Raw genomic sequence first — 16,433 nt, forward strand, 5'->3', positions numbered from 1 at the left:
GCCACCGCCGCCGGGACGACCGCCGCCGCCACCGGGACGACCGCCGCCGCCGCCAGGACCGCCACGGCCGCCTGCCGGTCCGGCCGGACGGGCGCGGCCCGGCATCATGCCGGGGTTCGGGCGCGGGGGCATGTTGCCCGGGCTCGGCCGGTTGCCGCCGCCCTGCCCGCCGGGACGCGGCGGACGCTCTCCGCCGCCGCCCTGGCCGCCGCCCGGACGCGGGGGACGGTTGTCGCCGCCCTGTCCGGGGCCGGGGCGGGCGGGCGGGCGCGGGGCCGGGGAACCGGAACCGACGCCGAACGGGTTGTTGCCGACCCGCGGGGTGCGCGGACCGGGCTTGGGACCGCCGGGCTTGGGGCCCTGCGGCTTGGGCGGCACGACCGAACCGGCGGACGCCGCGGCGTCCTGCTGCTTCGGGGCCGGCTTCGGCGCGGCGGGCTCGGCCTTGGCGGCCGGGACCTCCGGAGCCGGGGCCGGCTGGGCCGGAGCGGGCGGGCGCGGGCCGGGACGCGGGCCGCCGGGCTTCGGGCCCGGGGACGCGGCAGGCTTGGCCGCCTGCGGACCCGGCTTCACGGCCGGGGCCTGCTGCGGCGCGGGGGCCGGAGCGGACGGGGCCGGCGAAGCGGCGCTCTGCTGCTGCGGAGCGGGCGGCTTCGGGGCCGGAGCGGGCCGCGGTCCGGGGGTGGGACCGGGCTTCTTCCCGCCCTTGGCGGGGTACGCGTCGCGGAGCCGGCGGGCGACGGGCGCCTCGACGGTGGACGACGCGGACTTCACGAACTCGCCCTGCTCCTTCAGCTTGGCGAGAACTTCTTTGCTGGTGATGCCGAGCTCCTTAGCGAGCTCGTGTACACGGGCCTTGCCTGGCACAGCTCTCCTCATCTAGGGGAGGCCAGGCGGGGACCCGCTGACCTCGTCCTTATCGTCGCGCGTTCATGGCTTCAGCTTCACGGCTGACTCATGACGGGTCGACCTGCTTCCTTGTTTCTCGCGACCCCGGGGGTGTCCCGGCGTCGTCGTCCGCGGCGAACGCCTCGTGGTCGTGCAGCCTCGCGGCGTCGAGCGCGCCCTGGGCCCGAAGAGCCCGGGGGAACGCCCGCTTCCGCTCGGCTTTGGCCAGGCAGGCCGTTCCGGGGTGCAGCCACGCTCCCCGGCCCGGCAGCCGCCGACGTTCGTCGACGACCAGCCGCCCGTCCGCCGCGACCACGCGCAGCAGTTCGCCGGTCAAGTCCCGTTTCCGGCAGCCGACACACGTGCGCACCGGCGACTGCCGGTGACGCTGGAGGTCGGGGGTGTCCCCAGTAGCCCTTCGCGGGTCTTGAACCGTTGTCGAGTCTAGCGCCTGCACCTTCAGTCGGCCGAACCGGTTGCCGCGGCGGGCCGCGCCTGGCCGGCGTGGTCTTGCTCACCCTCGGCCTCGGCGGGTGCGGCGTCGCTGCGGATGTCGATCCGCCAGCCGGTGAGCCGGGCCGCGAGACGGGCGTTCTGGCCTTCCTTGCCGATCGCGAGCGACAGCTGGAAGTCGGGCACCACGACCCTCGCCGTCTTGGCGCGCTCGTCCACGACACGTACCGAAACAACCTTCGCCGGCGACAAAGCATTCCCGACGAACCTGGCCGGGTCCTCGGACCAGTCGATGATGTCGATCTTCTCGCCGGCCAGCTCGCTCATCACGTTGCGCACGCGCGCGCCCATCGGGCCGATGCAGGCGCCCTTGGCGTTGACGCCGGGGATGGTGGAGCGCACGGCGATCTTCGACCGGTGCCCCGGCTCGCGGGCGACCGCGGCGATCTCGACGGTGCCGTCGGCGATCTCCGGGACCTCCAGCGCGAACAGCTTGCGCACCAGGTTCGGATGCGAGCGCGACAGCATGATCTGCGGGCCGCGGTTGCTGCGCGACACCCCGAACACGAACGCCTTGATCCGGGTGCCGTGCTCGTAGGACTCCCCCGCGACCTGTTCGGCCTGCGGCAGCACGCCCTCGGTGTCGCCGACCTGGATCACGACCATGCCGCGGGCGTTGGCGCGCGCGTCGCGCTGCACCACGCCGGCCACGATCTCGCCCTCCTTCGCGGAGAACTCGCCGTAGGTCTTCTCGTGCTCGGCGTCGCGCAGCCGCTGCAGGATGACCTGGCGCGCGGTGGTGGCGGCGATCCGGCCGAAGCCCTCGGGGGTGTCGTCCCACTCCTCGTCGACCTCGCCGTCGGAGGTGAGCGTGTGCGCGAGGACGCGGACGAGGCCGGTCTTGCGGTCGATGTCGATCCGGGCGTGCGGCTGGTGGCCCTCGGTGTGCTTGTACGCGGTGAGCAGCGCGGTCTCGATGGCCTCGATGACCGTGTCGAAGGGGATGTCCTTGTCCCGTTCGATCGCCCGCAGCGCGGCGATGTCCACGTTCACTTCGACTCCTCCTTCTTGTCCTTGTCGTCTTCGGCAGCGCCGTCTTCGGTCAGGGTTTTCAGTTCTTCAGCGGGCGGTTGCTTGAATTCGACTTCCACCACGGCCTTCGCGACGGACTGGTAGGACACGTCCTTGATCCGGCCGTCCACGAGGACCCGCGCGCTCTTCTCGCCGGCGTGCCCGACGCGGCCGAGGTAGGCGGCCCCTTCGACGGGCGTGATCTTGACGAGGCGGAAGCGGGCGCGCCGCCAGTGCCGCTGCTGGGTGAGCGGGCGGTCGAGGCCCGGCGAGGTGACTTCGAGCGTGTAGGCGCTCGCCAGCACGTGCTCGTTCTCGTCGAGGGCGGCCGAGACGGTGCGGCTGACCTCGGCGACCTCGTCCAGCCCGACGCCGTCGTCGGAGTCGACGACCACCTTCACCAGCTGTCGCCTTCCGGCTTGCTGCACCTCGAGCGAGTCGAGGTCGAAACCCGCGGTCGTGACGGCTGCGGCCACGATCGGCTCCAGCCGGCTGGCGAGTTCGTTGGGCACGTGGAGCACTCCTGTTCGGCCGTCGTGACGCGGGCTGGTCACGGCTGTGGTCGGTGAAGGTCAAGCTTATCCTGCGCCCCCGCCAGGACGCGCGAGCGGCGGCGCACCCGGGCGGCCTGGCAGGATGGGCCGACGTGACCGCAGACTTCTCCCGGCGCGCCGTGCTGCGTCTGGGCGCACTGAGCGCCACTGTCGCCGCGGCTGTGCCGCTCGCCGCCTGCTCGGGCGGCTACGACGACGCCCCCGACCCGTTGGCCCCGCTGCTGGCGATGGCCGAGGCGGACGCCGCCGCGGCCAGGAAGCTGCCCTCCGGCGGCGACGCGGCGGGCCAGGTGGCCGACGCCAGAGCCGCGCAGGCCGCCGCGCTGAAAGCCGAGGTGGACCGGCTGAACCGGCCCAAGAAGGCGGCGAACGTCGCGCCCGCGCCCGCCGATCTGGGCGGGTTCAAGGACCGGCTCGCCGCCGCGCGCAAGCAGGCCGAGGACCTGGTGCCCGCGCTGCCGGCGTACCGGGCCGGGCTCGTCGCGTCGGTGGCCGCCGGGTGCGCCGGGCTGCAGCGGGTCGCGCCGGAACTCGGGCCGGGCGCCGACGCGAAGGCCGCTGCCGCTCCCTCGTCAGTGCCGAAGGACGCGGTGGACTCGCTGCAGAAGGCGCTGGCGGCCGAGCACGCGTCGTTGTGGGTGTACGGGCTGGTGACGGCGTTCCTGCCGGGCGACTTCGGGGACGCGGTGAAGTCTGGGCGCGCGGAGCACACCGCGCGCCGCGACGTGGTCACGCAGATGATCACTTCGGCTTCGGGGACGCCGGTGGCTCCTGAAGCCGCGTACGTGCCGCCTAAGCCGGTTACGGACACTGCTTCGGCGGCTGCGCTCGTGGCTAGCGCTGAGGCGGACACTGCGGCGGCTTGGCTTGCGGTGCTTACGCATACCGACGACTCGGGGTTGCGCGGGATGGCGTTGCAGGCGTTGGTGGCTGCGGCGCGGCGCGGGATGCCTTGGCGGCAGGAGGCTGGGGTTAAGCCGGCTGCGGTGGCGTTGCCTGGGCAGGCGTCTTGAGCCTCGTGAGTGGCAATCACGGTTAGAACCGGGATTGCCACTCACGAGACCCAGCCACACACGCCCCCGCGCCTGCCGGTGCGGGGCGGACGCGGGCAGGCCCGAAGGCTGCGGCTGCCGCAGTGCCTGGCCGGAGGGTTGTGAGTGGCAATGCCGGTTAGAACCGGCATCGCCACTCACGACTCAGCGGAGCTTGCTCGACAGGTTCAGCGCGTTCTTCGCGATCCGCGTGAGCAGCTTCTTGTCGTGGTGCCCGTAGTAGAAGTCCGTGAGCACGATCGTCACCTCGGTGCCGGTCGCCTTCGACTCGTACTCGGCCTCGTTGCCGCTCAACTTCGGGGCGTCGGTGTCGTGGAAGGTGCCGTCGCGGACGAGGTCGCTCACGTTGCCCGTGCCGTCGCGGTCGGTGAGCTGCTTCAGCTCGGTCGCCTTCGCCTCGTCGGGCATGGTGACCAGCACGACCGACACCAGCGCCTTCGCGTCGCCGGACTGCACCGTGTACAGCGCCCGCGCCAGCGACTTGCACGGGTTGTCCTGGAAGTACTTCTTGGCGCCCGAGTAGGCGTTGGCGGCGCAGTCGGTGGCCTTGGTGGGGCCTTCGGCCAGCTTGTAGTCGAACGCGGGCTTCGTCGTCGCCGGGGGTTCGGCGACCGGCTCCTCCGGCGTGCTTTCGTGCCGGATCAGGTACCAGACGAGCCCGGCCACGACGGCGATCGCCACGAGCCCGGCTCCGCGCAGCAGCAGGGCGCGGTTGCGCGGCGGGCCGGGCGGCGGACCCGGTTGCGCGGGCACGGCCGGGATCGGGGCCGTGTCCGAAGGACCGGGGGTGAAGTGCGGATGGGACACGGGAACACCGTAGTTCACCGCGTCCCCGGCGCTCAGCCCAATGCGCCCAGAACGCGTTCGACGTCGTCAGGGCCGTTGTAGAGATGGAAACCGACCCGTACCCGGCCGTTGCGGACGCTCGCGACGACTCCGGCTTCGGCGATCCGCGCCGGGTCGGCGTCCAGCGCCGCGATCGCGCTCCCCCTCGGCTCCAGTCCGGCGGCGGTGAGCAGGGAATCCGCCAACCCGGCGTTGTGTTCGCGGACCGCGGCGAGGTCCAGTGACGCGAAGTAGTCGAACGCCTCCGCTGCGCCGACGTGGGACAGCCACACTGGCGAAAGGTCGAAGGCGCGGGCGTTTCCGGCCAGGCGCAGTGGCATTCCGTATACCGAGGACCACGGATCGTCGCCGGCGTACCAGTTCGCGGCGGCCGGGCGGGTCCGTTCGCGCGCTCGCGGGTGCACGGCGAGCCAGGCGCAGCCGCGCGGCGAGAACAGCCATTTGTAGCCCGCGCAGACGATCCAGTCGGCCCACGCGACGTCCAGCGGCAGCCAGCCCGCGGCTTGCGTGACATCGATCATGACCGGCACGTCCGCGGCTTCGGCGGCGGCTCGCAGCGCGGCGGTGTCGAGGATCGCACCGTCGGCGGACTGCACGAGGCTGACCGCGACGAGGTCGTGGCCTTCGACGTGGTCCGACAGCTTCGCGAGCGGCACTTCGGTGACGTTGGCCCGCTGCGCGAACGGGAACGTGACGCTGGTGAATTCGCCCTCGGCGACGAGCACGCGGGCTTCCGGGGACAGGCCGGCGGCGACGTTCGCTGCCAGTTGCGACACCGACGCGCCGATCGCCACCCGCTCCGCCGGGACTCCGGCGAGCCGCGCGAATCCGCTCCGGGAACGGGATACCGCCTCGTCGAAGCCGGACGGGGTGTCCTGTCCGGTGCGCCACCGGCGGACGGCGGCCTCGACCGCTTCGCCGACGGGCGTCGGCGGGATCCCGATGCTGGGCGTGTTGAGGTATCCGGCGGGGACAGCGAAGTCGGTGCTTCCTCCGAAGATCATGTCGCTCAGATTACGGGAGCAATGCCGTGACTTCCGCGTACGAAGGCGGCTTCATCGGCAGCTCCGCCCCCTCCCGGACGGAGTCCACTGTGGCCAGTGCGGCGGAAAGTGCTACCCGGTAAGGAGTTGAGCCGAGACTGACCCTCGCCACACCCAAAGAAGCCAATCCGGAGAAAGTGGCTTTCCCGGGCAGGTGCAGGAGGTTCACCGGCACCTCGACGGCTTCGACCAGCTCTGTCACGTCCGCGGGAGCGTGCAGGCCGGGGACGAAGACACAGTCGGCACCAGCGTCGGCGTAGGCGCGGGCCCGGGTGACGGCGTCCGCGACCGGGCCGGCGCCGAGCCAATGCGTGTCGGTGCGGGCGTTGAGGAACATGCCCGGGACGCGTTCCCGAACCTTCGCCAGGAGAGCGCATTGGACGACGATCGGCGCGAGGGTGTCGCCGCGGCCGTCCTCCAGGTTGACGCCCGCTACCCCGGCGTCGGCGAGTTCCGCGACGAGGTCCGCGACCGCCGCCGGGTCGGCGCTGAATCCGTCGGCGAGGTCGACGCTGACCAGGATGTCCAGTGGTGCCAGCGCTTTCGCCAGTGCGACGGTCGCGGCACGGGAGTCCGGGGCGCCGTCAGGGAGACCGGCGGCGGCCGAGACGCCGAGGCTGGTCGTGCCGACGGCCGGGTGACCCGCGTCGGCGAGAGCGGCGGCGAAGCCGAACTCCCAGACGTTCGGCAGCAACAGCGGACGGCCTGGGACGTGCAAGGCGGCGAAGGAGGTCATGCCCGCCACGGTACGACGCCGATGCTTCGGCGGCGGCCGAACCGTCGGTCAGCCCCCGGAGCCGCCGGAGAAGGCGGCGATCCGCGCGGCGCGTCGACCGGCTACCGCCTTGCGCAGGGCCGGGACCGCCGGTCCGGCCAGCTTCTCCAGTTCCGCCAGCCGGTCGGCGTGTTTGCGGGCTTCCGATCGCGCCACCCCGACGCCGGAGGCTGCGGCTAGTGCGGCCAGCGCGGCGGTCGGAGAGTCTACTTCGGACAGTGGCGCGGCTAAAGCGCGCTTGAGGTCCGCGTGTGCCTCGCGTACCCGTGAAGAGTCGGCAGGGACTAAAACCTTGCGGCGCAAGAACGAAGTGGTGCCCTCCTCGAGTAATCCCGACGCGGACAGTTGCGTTTCCAGCGACTGCAGCGTGTCGTTCCGGCCCCTCCGGAGTAATGCGCGCCAGGACGCCGGACTGTGCGTGCGGAGGTCGGTGAGCAGGTCGTCGAGCAGGAGGTCGCCGGTCGGGGCGGCATCGGTCGGCTCGGCGTGGCCGCGCTGGTCGCGGAGGTTGCCGCGCAGCACCAGGTCGGTCACCGCGGCCGCGCGGACCAGCAGGGCCGTGCTGGAGCGGCGAGAGGCCGGGTCGCAGGCGAGGAAGTACGCTCGCGCGGGCAGGGAGTCGCTCATTGTTTCTTCACCTCTGGCCAGATCGTTTCCCAGGATTGCTTCCGCCCGGTGTACAGCCACATCAGCCCGGGCACCACTTCAGTCACCGAAGAGAAGTACGGTCGCAGCAACGCCGGGTCGAAACCCGCGAAGAGCACATTTCGCGCGGAATCCGGCGGGCGGTCGAAGTACCAGTATCCTCGATGTCCACTGTAGACACTGTTGATCCCGTACCGCGGGCCGTAGTATTCCACGGCTGCGGCGAACGGGTAGATTTCCCCGTATACGGCGGTTTCCCGGCGCACTGATTCGGGCAGTGACAGATACGTCTGCCCGACGCCGTCCGCTAGTTGCTGTTGCGCGGTCTCTCCCGCCGCGAACACGGTGCCGAGCGGAAACGGTCCGAACGACGTGGCTTTCATCGAAGCGGGCCACACCGGAAGACCGGCCACAGTGACCGCGACGGAAAGCGCGAAGGCGATTCCGGCCGGAACCTTCCACCACCGCACCAGATTCCGTCGAGAAAGCTCCGTCGCGGCGGCGGCGAACGGCAGCGAATACAGGCTCATCAAATAGTACGACCGCCCGTGCGTGACGAGGACAACCGCCGCGACCAGCAGCAACGCCACCGCGAGATACCGGTATGGCACCAGGTCCGGCGAACGCAGCAGCCGCCACATTCCGTACAGCAGCGCCAGCACGCCGATTCCCATTCCCGCGCCGAGCAAACCGTCGCGCACGAAGGTGAGATAGCCGGGGAATTCGGCCGCGACGACTTCGCTCATCCGGGTGTACGCCCAGCCGTGCGTGGCTTGCCAGAGGAAGGTCGGCAGGGTGGCCACGACGGCGATCAGCGCACCCAGCCACAGTTTCGGCCGGGACACCAGCTTCCGCGGCCCGAGCACCAGCGCGGACACCAGCACCGCGCCCCACAACGCCGGAATCAGGAATTTCGTCTGCAGCGACACCGCGGTGACCACTCCGGCCCACACGAGCAGGCCGTCGCGCCGGGTCCGGGTCCAGCGCACGAGCAGGAACACCACGAGCGTCCAGAAGAACGGGTCCAGCGCGTACGTCGCGACCCAATGGCTGATGATCATCAGCCCCGAAGTCGCGTACGCCCCGGCCGCGATCAACTGGGCCCCGCGGCCGCCGCCAAGTTCGCGGGCGGTCAACGCGGTCACCACGACCCCGGCGCCGGCCGCGAGCGCCATCGGCAGGCGCAGCGCGGCCAGCGACCCGGGGAACCACTGGTCGAGCGTGCCGGCCAGCAGCGGGACGAGCGGCGGCTGGTCGAAATACCCCCAGGCCAGATGATCTCGACCGGCTACGAGGAAATACAGCTCGTCGAACCCGTGCGCGTACCGGGTGCTCGTCGCGATCAGCAGCGCGACGGCGCCCGCCGCGACCGCCAAGACCGGCAGCCGGGCGAACCGAGGGATCCCTTCGCTCGTCATGGCGTCGAGTCCACCGCGCCGGGCGGGTGCGGGGTAAGCGTGCTCGGTAGCGACTCGCAGCGACGAAAGTGGATCTCTCGCGGCCGAACCGCAACTTTCGGCGGTAGCCGTCCTCCGAGCGGTGCGGATCCAGCGCGTTCGCGCGGGCGAGCGGATACCGTGACCGGGTGACCAGCACGTGCCATCCCTGGCCGCGGAAGACCGACTGGTTCTGGCTTGGCGGCGCCGCGCTGGTGTTCGCCTGCCTCGACGTCGGGCTCTTCCTCGCCGCCGGCCCCACCACCGGGTTCCTCGGGCCGTACGCGTCGCTCGTCCTGGAACTGGTCTGCGACGCGTCGCTGCTGCTCATGGCGCGCTTCCCGAACGCGGTGGCCGGCCTGCTGATCGTGGCTTCCTTGGCGATGCTGGCGTCCGACCTCTTCTCCCCCGGCCTGCTCGTACCGACCCGGCAGCCGACGCTGATGACCGTCCCGACGATCACGCCGATCGTGCTGGCTCAGCTCGTCCGGCAGCTGGACCGGCGACGGCTGTTGTGGATCGCCGGTTTCCTGGCCCTGCTGGCGACGCGGCCGTGGAACCCGGCGTGGAACACGACGCCGTTCGGACTGCTGGGCACCGCGCTGCCGGTGGCGATTTCGCTGTACTTCGAGGCGCGGCGGCAGTTGCTGAGTTCCTTGCGGGACCGGGCCGAACGCGCGGAACGCGAACAGCATCTGCTCGCCGAACAGGCGCTGGCGGCCGAGCGGCGGCGGCTGGCCAGCGAGATGCACGACGTGGTCACCCACCGGCTGAGCCTGATGGTGCTGCATGCGGGCGCGCTCGGCGTGACGTCGCCGGATCCGTCGGTGAAGTCGGCCGCCGAGGACATCCGGCGCGAGGGCGCGCACGCCCTGGACGAACTGCGCGATCTGGTCGGCGTGCTGCGCAACGGGACCGGGATCGAACCTCCGGTACCGAATCCGCCGCTGCCCGGCGAGGTGGCGGACCTGGTCGCCGAGTCGGTGGCGGTCGGTATCGAGACCGAGCTTTCCGTGACCGGGGACCGGACTTCGGTGTCGCCGACCGTCGCGCGCACCGCGTACCGCGTGGTGCAGGAGGCGCTGACCAACATCCGCAAGCACGCGCCGGGCTGTTCGGCGACGGTTTCGCTGCGGTACCACCCGGGCGGGCTGGACGTAGCGGTCGCCAACACGCGCGCGACCCGGCCGCCGGACGCGGCGCTCGCGGGCAGCGGCTCCGGCGCGGGGCTGAGCGGACTGCGCCAGCGGGTGGAACTCGTCGGCGGGACCTTCGAGGCGGGCCCGGTGCCGGGCGGCGGGTTCCGGCTCGGTGCGATACTTCCCGCCTACGTCCCGACCACGGAAGGTGCTGCCCGGTGATCACGGTCGTGGTGGCCGACGACGAGCCGATGGTGTGCGCGCACCTGCGCACGATTCTCGGCTCGGCCGGCGACATCGAGGTCGTCGCCCAGGCCCAGGACGGTGCCGAGGCGGTCGAGGAAGTGATCCGGCACCGGCCGTCGGTGGTGCTGATGGACCTGCGGATGCCCGGCGTGGACGGGCTGGCCGCGATCGAACGGATCTGCGCGCTGCCGGAACCGCCCGCGGTCGTGGCGCTGACGACGTTCGACGCGGACACCTACGTCATCCGCGCGCTCCGGGCGGGCGCGGCCGGGTTCCTGGTGAAGTCGACGCCGCCGGAAGACCTGATCGGCCTTGTGCGGGTCGCCGCGGACGGGCACACCGTGCTTTCGCCCTCGGCCGCGCGCCGATTGGTGGCCCTGTCCTCAGACGGCCACCGTCGCGACGACGAGGCCCGCCGCCGGACCGCCGGGTTGACCGAGCGGGAGCGGGATGTGCTGGCCTGCCTGGGAGAAGGACTGTCCAATGCGGACATCGCCGGTCGGCTGCACCTGGCGGAGGCGACGGTGAAGAGCTATGTGTCGCGGATGCTGGTGAAGCTCGACTGCACGAACCGGACCCAGGCCGGACTGCTCGCGCACGAAGCCGGGCTCGTCGGCCGTTAGCTCACTTCAGCAGCGAACCCAGCCGCTGCGCCGAGGCCACCACCAGCCGGCCCAGCTCGTCCGGGTCCGGGGCCTCGAACAGCGACAGCCCGATGCTCGTGCCCGGCGCGTCGCGGCCGGTCGGCACCACCGCGGAGATCCCGGTGATCCCCGGCGCGATCTCCCCGACCGACACCGCGTAGCCCCTGGTCCGGGCGCGGGTGATCTCCTCGCGTTCGCCGTCCACCGGCGGTTCCGCCGAGAGCAGCGCGAGCCCGGCCGAACCGCGGCCGATCGGGTCCAGCTGGCCGCTGCGGAACGACACGTGCATCCGCGCCTGCCGCGGTTCCACGATCATCAGCATCCGCACCTGTTCGGCGTTTTCGCGGACCACCAGGTGCGCTGACGCGCGGCCGGCGTCCGAGAGTTCCTCCAGCAGCGGGCGGGCGAGCGTGCGCAGGTCCTGTTCGACCGGCTCGGCCAGGCGCACCAGGCCGGTGCCGAGCGAGATCCGCTTGAACCGGTCGCGCCGGCACAGATGGTGCGCCTCCAGCGTGCGCACCAGCCGGTGCGCGACCGTGCGGTGCACGCCGATGCCGTCGGCGATCTCGGTCATCGTGAGCCCCTGCGGGTGCTCGACCAGCAGCTCCAGCACCTGGAGCCCGTGGCTCAGCGTCTTCGACGTCCCCGATTCGGACACACGGCTCCCTTGACGACAGTTGTCCGGCGACCTACTGTTCCTACATATCGCACGGTGCGTGCGAATATAGCACGTTTGCCGCTCCCGGCAACTCCCCTTGCGGATCGAGGTCTCGGACATGAGCGAAGTCCCGGTTGAGGACGTGCTGGCGGTGCATCAGCTCTACGGCCGCCAGAGCCACGCCATCGACTCCGGGCAGGCCGCGCGCTGGGCCGCCACGTTCACCCCGGACGGGGAGTTCGTCTCGCCCAGCTACCCGGAGCCCGCGGCCGGCACGGCCGCGCTGACCGCGTTCGCCGAGCGGTTCCACGCCGGGTGCGTCGAGTCCGGCGAGCGGCTGCGGCACGTGGTGTCCACTGTGGAGGTCCGGTTAGGACAGTCCGGGGATGCCTTGCGAGCGCTCGCCTATCTGCAGATCGTCGGGACGCCGGAAGGCGGCTCCCCCCGGCTGCACCGGCTCACCGTGCTGGACGACGAACTCGCGCGCACTGCGGACGGCTGGCGCGTGCGCCGCCGCACCGTGCACCGCGAGCCCTGAGAAACAACGAGGAGAAGACCCAGATGACCACTCTCGAGCCCACCGGCCCCGGCCGGGTGCTGCACCAGCCCGCGACCGCGCGTTACCCGGAGATGCCGGGCAAGGTCGCCGTGGTCACCGGCGCGGCCCGCGGCATGGGCGCGCGGTTCGCCGCCGGTCTCGCCACGCGCGGGGTGCACGTGGTGGGCGGCGACCTCGACGTCGCCGCGATGGCCGCCACCGCCGACGACCTCACCGCCGCACTGGCCGCCGAGTCCATTGAGGACAAGCCGGGCCGCGTCGTCGCGTCCGCTTTGGACGTCACCCGCGCCGAGGACCACGTCGCGCTCGCCCAGCGCGCGATCGACGAGTTCGGCCGCATCGACTTCTGGGTCAACAACGCCGGAATCTTCCCGTACGCCGAGGTTCCCGACATCACCCCGGAGCAGATCCGGTCGACGCTTTCGGTGAACGTCGAGGGCGTGCTGTTCGGCGCGCAGGCCGCGGCCGCGCGGATGGAACCGGGCAGCGCGATCGTCAACATGGCGTCGGTGTCCGCGGTCCGGGTGCGCAAGGGCCGCGCGGCGTACTGCAGTTCCAAGGCGGCCGTCGCGCACCTCACCGAATCGCTCGCGGTGGAACTCGGCGACCAGGGCATCCGGGTCAATGCCATTGCCCCGGGCTACATCGACACCGAAATGACCCGCTGGATCCAGGACGACGCCCCAGCGCTCGCGAAGGCGCTGGACGCGGTGCCGCTGCACCGGATCGGTTCGCCGGAAGAGGTGTGCAGCGTCCTGCTGTTCCTGCTCTCGGACAGCTCGCGGTACGTGACCGGGCACAGCCTCGCGGTCGACGGCGGCTCCCGGCATGTCTGACGCCACCGAAGCCGTGCGCTACCCGGACGTCGTGCTCGTGACGGGCGCGGCGAACGGGATGGGCGCGCAACACGCCCGCGCGCTCGGCGAGCGTGGCGTGCACGTCTGCGTCGCGGATTTCGCTGGTGCGGACGAAATCGCGGACGAGATTCGCGCGTCGGGCGGTGCGGCCACTCCGTACACAATGGACGTGGTCGAGCCAGCACAGTGGACTCGCGTGCTCGACCGGATCCGCGCCGAACACGGTTCGCTCGGCGGGCTCGTGAACAACGCCGGGATCTCGCGGCGGCTGGAATTCCAGGACACCACCGCGGAGGTCTGGGACCGTGTGCTCGCGGTGAACCTGTCCGGCCCGTTCCACGGGATGCGCGCGGCCGCGCCGCTGATGCGCGATTCGGGCGGCGGTTCGATCGTGAACATCTCGTCGATCTCCGGCCAGATCGGGTACTTCTCCCCCGCCTACTCGGCGAGCAAATGGGGGCTGACCGGGCTGTCGAAGTCCGCCGCGGGCAATTTCGCGAAGTGGCGGATCCGGGTCAACTCCGTCCATCCCGGACTGGTCGACACCGGGCTGCTGGCCGGAGCGGACGCGTTCGTCAAGTCCGCTGTGGACAGTGTGCCCGCCGGGAGGATGGCCGACCCGAAGGAAATCACCGAAGCGGTGCTGTTCCTGCTGTCGGACCGGTCCACCTACTTGACCGGAAGCGAGGTCACTGTGGACGGTGGTCTCGTCTCGAACGGTCTCTACCATCGCATTCTCGCCGAAGCCGGAGGTGATCTGGGATGAGCGTCGACACGGACGTCGTAGTGATCGGCGGAGGCGGCGCGGGATTGGCCGCCGCTGTGTCCGCGGCCGAGCACGGTGCCTCGGTGATGCTGTTCGAGTCGGAGAAGGAACTCGGCGGCTCGACCCAGCTGTCCGCGGGCATGCTCACCGCGGCGGGCACGAGCGTCCAGCGCGAGCTGGGCATCGAGGACACGCCGGAGCGGTTCTTCCAGCACTACCTCGACCTCAACCAATGGCAGCTGAAACCCGGTCTGCTCAAGACGTTCTGCCGCGAGGCCGGTCCGGCCGTCGAATGGCTGATCGGGTTGGGCGCGGAGATCCCGGCGAAGGTTTCGCACGACGCGCACACGCCGGGCCTGACCCGCGCGGGCGTCGAGGACGTCTGGCGCGGGCACGTGCCGAAGGACCAGGGCTACGGCCTCGTCCAGGTGCTCGACCGCGCGCGTCGCAAGGCCGGCGCTGAGGCGGTGCTGAACACCCGGGTCGAACGGCTGCTCGTGGAGGACGGCCGGGTCGCCGGCGTGGTCGCCGACGGCATCGAGGTCCGCGCGAACGCGGTGATCGTGACCAGCGGCGGGTTCGCCCAGGACCCGGCCCTGCGCTCGCGGCACTACCCGGACGCGGACGCGGCGGGCGAGGACCTGTTCGTCGTCGCCGCGCCCGGTTCACGAGGCGACCACTTCGCGTTCGGCGAGCAGGTTTCGGCCTCGATCACCGGCGAGGGCTGGGGATTGCTGCTGCCGACCGCGTACTTCCAGCGCCTGCACCACTGGCAGTCCGGTTTCCCGCCGCGCTCGCGCGTGCTGGTGAACGCGCACGGCCGCCGGTTCATGGACGAGGACGCCTCCTACGCGGTATCCAGCGGCATCATCTCCGCGCAGGACGGTCCAGTGTGGATGGTCTTCGACGACCGAGCGCGCCGCGATCTCCCGCCGGGCTACGCGCACTGGAACGCCGAGCACGTACTGTCCGAAGCGGACGCCGGCCGCACCCTGCGCGCCGACACGCTGGAGGAATTGGCGGGCAAGATGAACGTGCCCGCCGACGCCCTCCAGGCCACTGTGGACAGATGGAACGCCCAGCTGCCCACCGGCGAGGACCCGGAGTTCCTGCGGCACGAAACGCTGTCCGCGAAGGGCGCGACCGAACCGCCCGCGAAAATCGCGACCGGACCGTTCTTCGCCGCCCGCACGCTGCCCGCCGAACTGGTCTGCACGCACGCCGGGCTGGAGATCGACTCCAGCGCCGCCGTGCTGGATGTCCGCGGCGACCGCGTGCCCGGGCTGTTCGCCGCGGGCGAGGCCGGGGCCGGAGTGCTCGGCTTCCGCTACGTCGGCGGCGGCAACGCGGTCGCCAACGCCGTCACCATGGGCCGGATCGCCGGTCGCTCCGCCGCTGCTTGACCCCCTCTAGAGTTACTGCTCACCGTCGAGGAGAACCCCCATGTCCGTCCCCGCCGCAGCCGCCACCACGGCGGACTCCCCGCTGGCCAGACGCACCGTCCGCAAGGTCGGCGTCCGCGTCATGCCGATCGTCCTGCTGCTCTACATCTTCAACTACATGGACCGGGCGAACATCGGCTACGCCCAGCTCGGCATGGCCAAGGAACTCACCATCACGGCCGCGACCTTCGGCGTCGCGTCGGCGATCTTCTTCCTCGCCTACGTGGTGTTCGAGGTCCCCAGCAACATGATCATGAAGAAGGTCGGGGCCCGGCTGTGGCTCAGCCGGATCGCGGTCAGCTGGGGCATCGTGACCGTGGTGACCGGGTTCGTCGCGAGCGTGACGCACCTGATGATCGCGCGGATCCTGCTCGGCATCGCCGAGGCGGGCCTGTTCCCCGGGCTGCTGCTGTACCTGACCTTCTGGTTCCGCGGCAAGGAGCGCGGCAGGGCCATCGCGACGCTCGCGCTCGCGCAGCCGATCGCGCTGATCCTCGGCAGCCTGTTCGGCGGCTGGATCCTCGACCACGTGCACTGGTTCGGCATGAGCAGCTGGCAGTGGGTGTTCATCCTGCAGGGCGCGCCCGCGGTGCTGATCGGCCTGCTGACCTTCTTCTACCTGCCGAACAAGCCCGCCGACGCGAAGTTCCTGACCGCCGAGGAAAGCACCTGGCTGCAGGCCGAGATCGACCGCGAGTACGTGCCCGAGGAGAAGGAAACGTTCCTCGGCCAGCTGCGCGCGGTGCGCGACGGCAAGGTCCTGCTGCTGGCGATTTCCAACCTCTTCATCGCCTGCGGCCTGTACGGGCTGACGTTCTTCCTCCCGCTGATCGTGAAACAGCTCGACCCGAAGTACTCCTCCACCAACATCGGGCTGCTCGGCGCGATCCCGTACGTGGTCGGCGCGATCGGCATGCTGCTGCTCGCCCGCAACTCCGACCGCACCGGCGAGCGCAAGGGCCACGTGATCGCCACCGTGCTGGTGGCCGCGATCGGGTTCTTCGGCGCGATCCAGTTCAAGACCGTGCCGACGTTATCGCTGGTCAGCCTGTCGCTGGCGGCGATCGGCGTGCTCGGCTACCTCGCGCCGTACTGGGCGATGGCCGCGCGCGTGCTGTCGAAGGAGCACACCGCGGTCGGGCTGGCCGCGATCAACTCGATCGCCGCGCTCGGCGGATTCTTCGGGCCTTACGCGATCGGGCTCGCGGCCACCGAGAGCGACGTGACGATCGGGCTGTACTTCCCGATCGGCTGCCTGGTCGTCGCGGCGGTGATGCTGGCGTTCCTGAAGGTGCCGCGCGACGCCGGGGCCCGTCTCGCCCGGCCGGTGAAGTAGTTTCGAGTTTGATTATCCCGGCG

The 16,433-nt window shown here is 71.2% G+C and carries 18 protein-coding genes; 8 read left to right on the forward strand and 10 right to left on the reverse strand.

The window, feature by feature from the left end:
• The 4 genes from ACFSVL_RS38700 to rimP form a co-directional block, all read right to left on the reverse strand.
• Positions 1-867, reverse strand: an 867-nt coding sequence (locus tag ACFSVL_RS38700; RefSeq protein ID WP_378311827.1) for a translation initiation factor IF-2 N-terminal domain-containing protein, incomplete at its 3' end; no start/stop codon positions are given.
• A gap of 88 nt (positions 868-955) precedes the next feature.
• Positions 956-1,258, reverse strand: a complete 303-nt coding sequence (locus ACFSVL_RS38705; protein WP_378311829.1) for a YlxR family protein — start codon at positions 1,256-1,258, stop codon at positions 956-958.
• 89 nt (positions 1,259-1,347) lie between these two features.
• Positions 1,348-2,394 (reverse strand): transcription termination factor NusA, encoded by a 1,047-nt coding sequence (nusA, locus tag ACFSVL_RS38710; protein WP_378311831.1) that lies wholly within the window; start codon positions 2,392-2,394, stop codon positions 1,348-1,350.
• On the reverse strand, positions 2,391-2,924 hold the full coding sequence (rimP, locus tag ACFSVL_RS38715; protein ID WP_378311832.1) for a ribosome maturation factor RimP: 534 nt from the start codon (positions 2,922-2,924) through the stop codon (positions 2,391-2,393). Before rimP ends, nusA begins: the two co-directional genes overlap by 4 nt.
• Positions 2,925-3,058: 134 nt before the next feature.
• Here rimP and ACFSVL_RS38720 point away from each other — a divergent pair, with 134 nt between their 5' ends.
• Entirely contained in the window at positions 3,059-3,979 is a 921-nt protein-coding gene (locus ACFSVL_RS38720) for a ferritin-like domain-containing protein (protein WP_378311834.1), read from the forward strand.
• A 183-nt stretch (positions 3,980-4,162) separates the two neighbouring features.
• Here ACFSVL_RS38720 and ACFSVL_RS38725 read toward each other — a convergent pair whose 3' ends face one another.
• From ACFSVL_RS38725 to ACFSVL_RS38745, 5 genes are read right to left on the reverse strand one after another with little or no spacing between them, the layout of a single operon-like run.
• Complete coding sequence (locus ACFSVL_RS38725; RefSeq protein ID WP_378311836.1) at positions 4,163-4,825, reverse strand: hypothetical protein; 663 nt, start codon at positions 4,823-4,825, stop codon at positions 4,163-4,165.
• Positions 4,826-4,857: 32 nt separating this feature from the next.
• Positions 4,858-5,868, reverse strand: a complete 1,011-nt coding sequence (locus ACFSVL_RS38730) for an aminotransferase class V-fold PLP-dependent enzyme (RefSeq protein WP_378311838.1) — start codon at positions 5,866-5,868, stop codon at positions 4,858-4,860.
• 10 nt (positions 5,869-5,878) lie between these two features.
• A complete protein-coding gene (locus tag ACFSVL_RS38735) occupies positions 5,879-6,643 on the reverse strand; it encodes an isocitrate lyase/PEP mutase family protein (protein ID WP_378311840.1) in 765 nt (254 codons plus the stop codon).
• Positions 6,644-6,691: 48 nt separating this feature from the next.
• Complete coding sequence (locus ACFSVL_RS38740) at positions 6,692-7,309, reverse strand: GPP34 family phosphoprotein (protein ID WP_378311842.1); 618 nt, start codon at positions 7,307-7,309, stop codon at positions 6,692-6,694.
• Positions 7,306-8,745: an ArnT family glycosyltransferase gene (locus ACFSVL_RS38745; protein WP_378311843.1), complete on the reverse strand. Its 1,440-nt coding sequence runs from the start codon at positions 8,743-8,745 to the stop codon at positions 7,306-7,308. The genes ACFSVL_RS38740 and ACFSVL_RS38745 overlap by 4 nt, the downstream gene beginning before the upstream one ends.
• A gap of 167 nt (positions 8,746-8,912) precedes the next feature.
• Here ACFSVL_RS38745 and ACFSVL_RS38750 point away from each other — a divergent pair, with 167 nt between their 5' ends.
• Both ACFSVL_RS38750 and ACFSVL_RS38755 read left to right on the forward strand, forming a co-directional pair.
• A complete protein-coding gene (locus ACFSVL_RS38750; protein WP_378311845.1) occupies positions 8,913-10,124 on the forward strand; it encodes a sensor histidine kinase in 1,212 nt (403 codons plus the stop codon).
• Positions 10,121-10,771: a response regulator gene (locus tag ACFSVL_RS38755; protein ID WP_378311847.1), complete on the forward strand. Its 651-nt coding sequence runs from the start codon at positions 10,121-10,123 to the stop codon at positions 10,769-10,771. The genes ACFSVL_RS38750 and ACFSVL_RS38755 overlap by 4 nt, the downstream gene beginning before the upstream one ends.
• A 1-nt stretch (position 10,772) precedes the next feature.
• Here ACFSVL_RS38755 and ACFSVL_RS38760 read toward each other — a convergent pair whose 3' ends face one another.
• Complete coding sequence (locus ACFSVL_RS38760) at positions 10,773-11,450, reverse strand: IclR family transcriptional regulator (RefSeq protein ID WP_378311849.1); 678 nt, start codon at positions 11,448-11,450, stop codon at positions 10,773-10,775.
• 118 nt (positions 11,451-11,568) lie between these two features.
• Between ACFSVL_RS38760 and ACFSVL_RS38765 the strand changes: the two genes are divergently transcribed.
• Genes ACFSVL_RS38765 through ACFSVL_RS38785 form a run of 5 tightly spaced genes read left to right on the forward strand, consistent with a single transcriptional unit; the run spans position 11,569 to position 16,410 of the window.
• Positions 11,569-11,988 (forward strand): nuclear transport factor 2 family protein, encoded by a 420-nt coding sequence (locus ACFSVL_RS38765; RefSeq protein WP_378311851.1) that lies wholly within the window; start codon positions 11,569-11,571, stop codon positions 11,986-11,988.
• A 23-nt stretch (positions 11,989-12,011) separates the two neighbouring features.
• Complete coding sequence (locus tag ACFSVL_RS38770; RefSeq protein WP_378311853.1) at positions 12,012-12,845, forward strand: SDR family NAD(P)-dependent oxidoreductase; 834 nt, start codon at positions 12,012-12,014, stop codon at positions 12,843-12,845.
• Positions 12,838-13,632 carry an SDR family NAD(P)-dependent oxidoreductase gene (locus ACFSVL_RS38775; protein WP_378311855.1) on the forward strand — a complete coding sequence of 265 codons (795 nt, stop codon included), beginning with the start codon at positions 12,838-12,840 and terminating at the stop codon, positions 13,630-13,632. The genes ACFSVL_RS38770 and ACFSVL_RS38775 overlap by 8 nt, the downstream gene beginning before the upstream one ends.
• The gene (locus tag ACFSVL_RS38780; protein WP_378311857.1) at positions 13,629-15,035 is read left to right on the forward strand and encodes an FAD-dependent oxidoreductase; all 1,407 of its coding nucleotides are present in this window, start codon (positions 13,629-13,631) and stop codon (positions 15,033-15,035) included. The genes ACFSVL_RS38775 and ACFSVL_RS38780 overlap by 4 nt, the downstream gene beginning before the upstream one ends.
• Before the next feature lie 40 nt (positions 15,036-15,075).
• Positions 15,076-16,410, forward strand: coding sequence for an MFS transporter (locus ACFSVL_RS38785; RefSeq protein WP_378311859.1), 1,335 nt, complete (start codon positions 15,076-15,078; stop codon positions 16,408-16,410).
• The last annotated feature ends 23 nt before the right edge of the window (positions 16,411-16,433 follow it).

It is taken from the genome of Amycolatopsis silviterrae, from assembly GCF_042684085.1.
In the GTDB taxonomy this organism is placed as follows: Bacteria; Actinomycetota; Actinomycetes; order Mycobacteriales; family Pseudonocardiaceae; genus Amycolatopsis; species Amycolatopsis silviterrae.

Bases quoted from the DNA above. Each gene is read 5' to 3' on its own strand.
- ACFSVL_RS38730 (WP_378311838.1), bottom strand. From the start codon at position 5,868: ATGATCTTCGGAGGAAGCACCGACTTCGCTGTCCCCGCCGGATACCTC.
- ACFSVL_RS38735 (WP_378311840.1), bottom strand. From the start codon at position 6,643: ATGACCTCCTTCGCCGCCTTGCACGTCCCAGGCCGTCCGCTGTTGCTG.
- ACFSVL_RS38740 (WP_378311842.1), bottom strand. From the start codon at position 7,309: ATGAGCGACTCCCTGCCCGCGCGAGCGTACTTCCTCGCCTGCGACCCG.
- ACFSVL_RS38745 (WP_378311843.1), bottom strand. From the start codon at position 8,745: ATGACGAGCGAAGGGATCCCTCGGTTCGCCCGGCTGCCGGTCTTGGCG.
- ACFSVL_RS38765 (WP_378311851.1), top strand. From the start codon at position 11,569: ATGAGCGAAGTCCCGGTTGAGGACGTGCTGGCGGTGCATCAGCTCTAC.
- ACFSVL_RS38770 (WP_378311853.1), top strand. From the start codon at position 12,012: ATGACCACTCTCGAGCCCACCGGCCCCGGCCGGGTGCTGCACCAGCCC.
- ACFSVL_RS38775 (WP_378311855.1), top strand. From the start codon at position 12,838: ATGTCTGACGCCACCGAAGCCGTGCGCTACCCGGACGTCGTGCTCGTG.
- ACFSVL_RS38780 (WP_378311857.1), top strand. From the start codon at position 13,629: ATGAGCGTCGACACGGACGTCGTAGTGATCGGCGGAGGCGGCGCGGGA.
- ACFSVL_RS38785 (WP_378311859.1), top strand. From the start codon at position 15,076: ATGTCCGTCCCCGCCGCAGCCGCCACCACGGCGGACTCCCCGCTGGCC.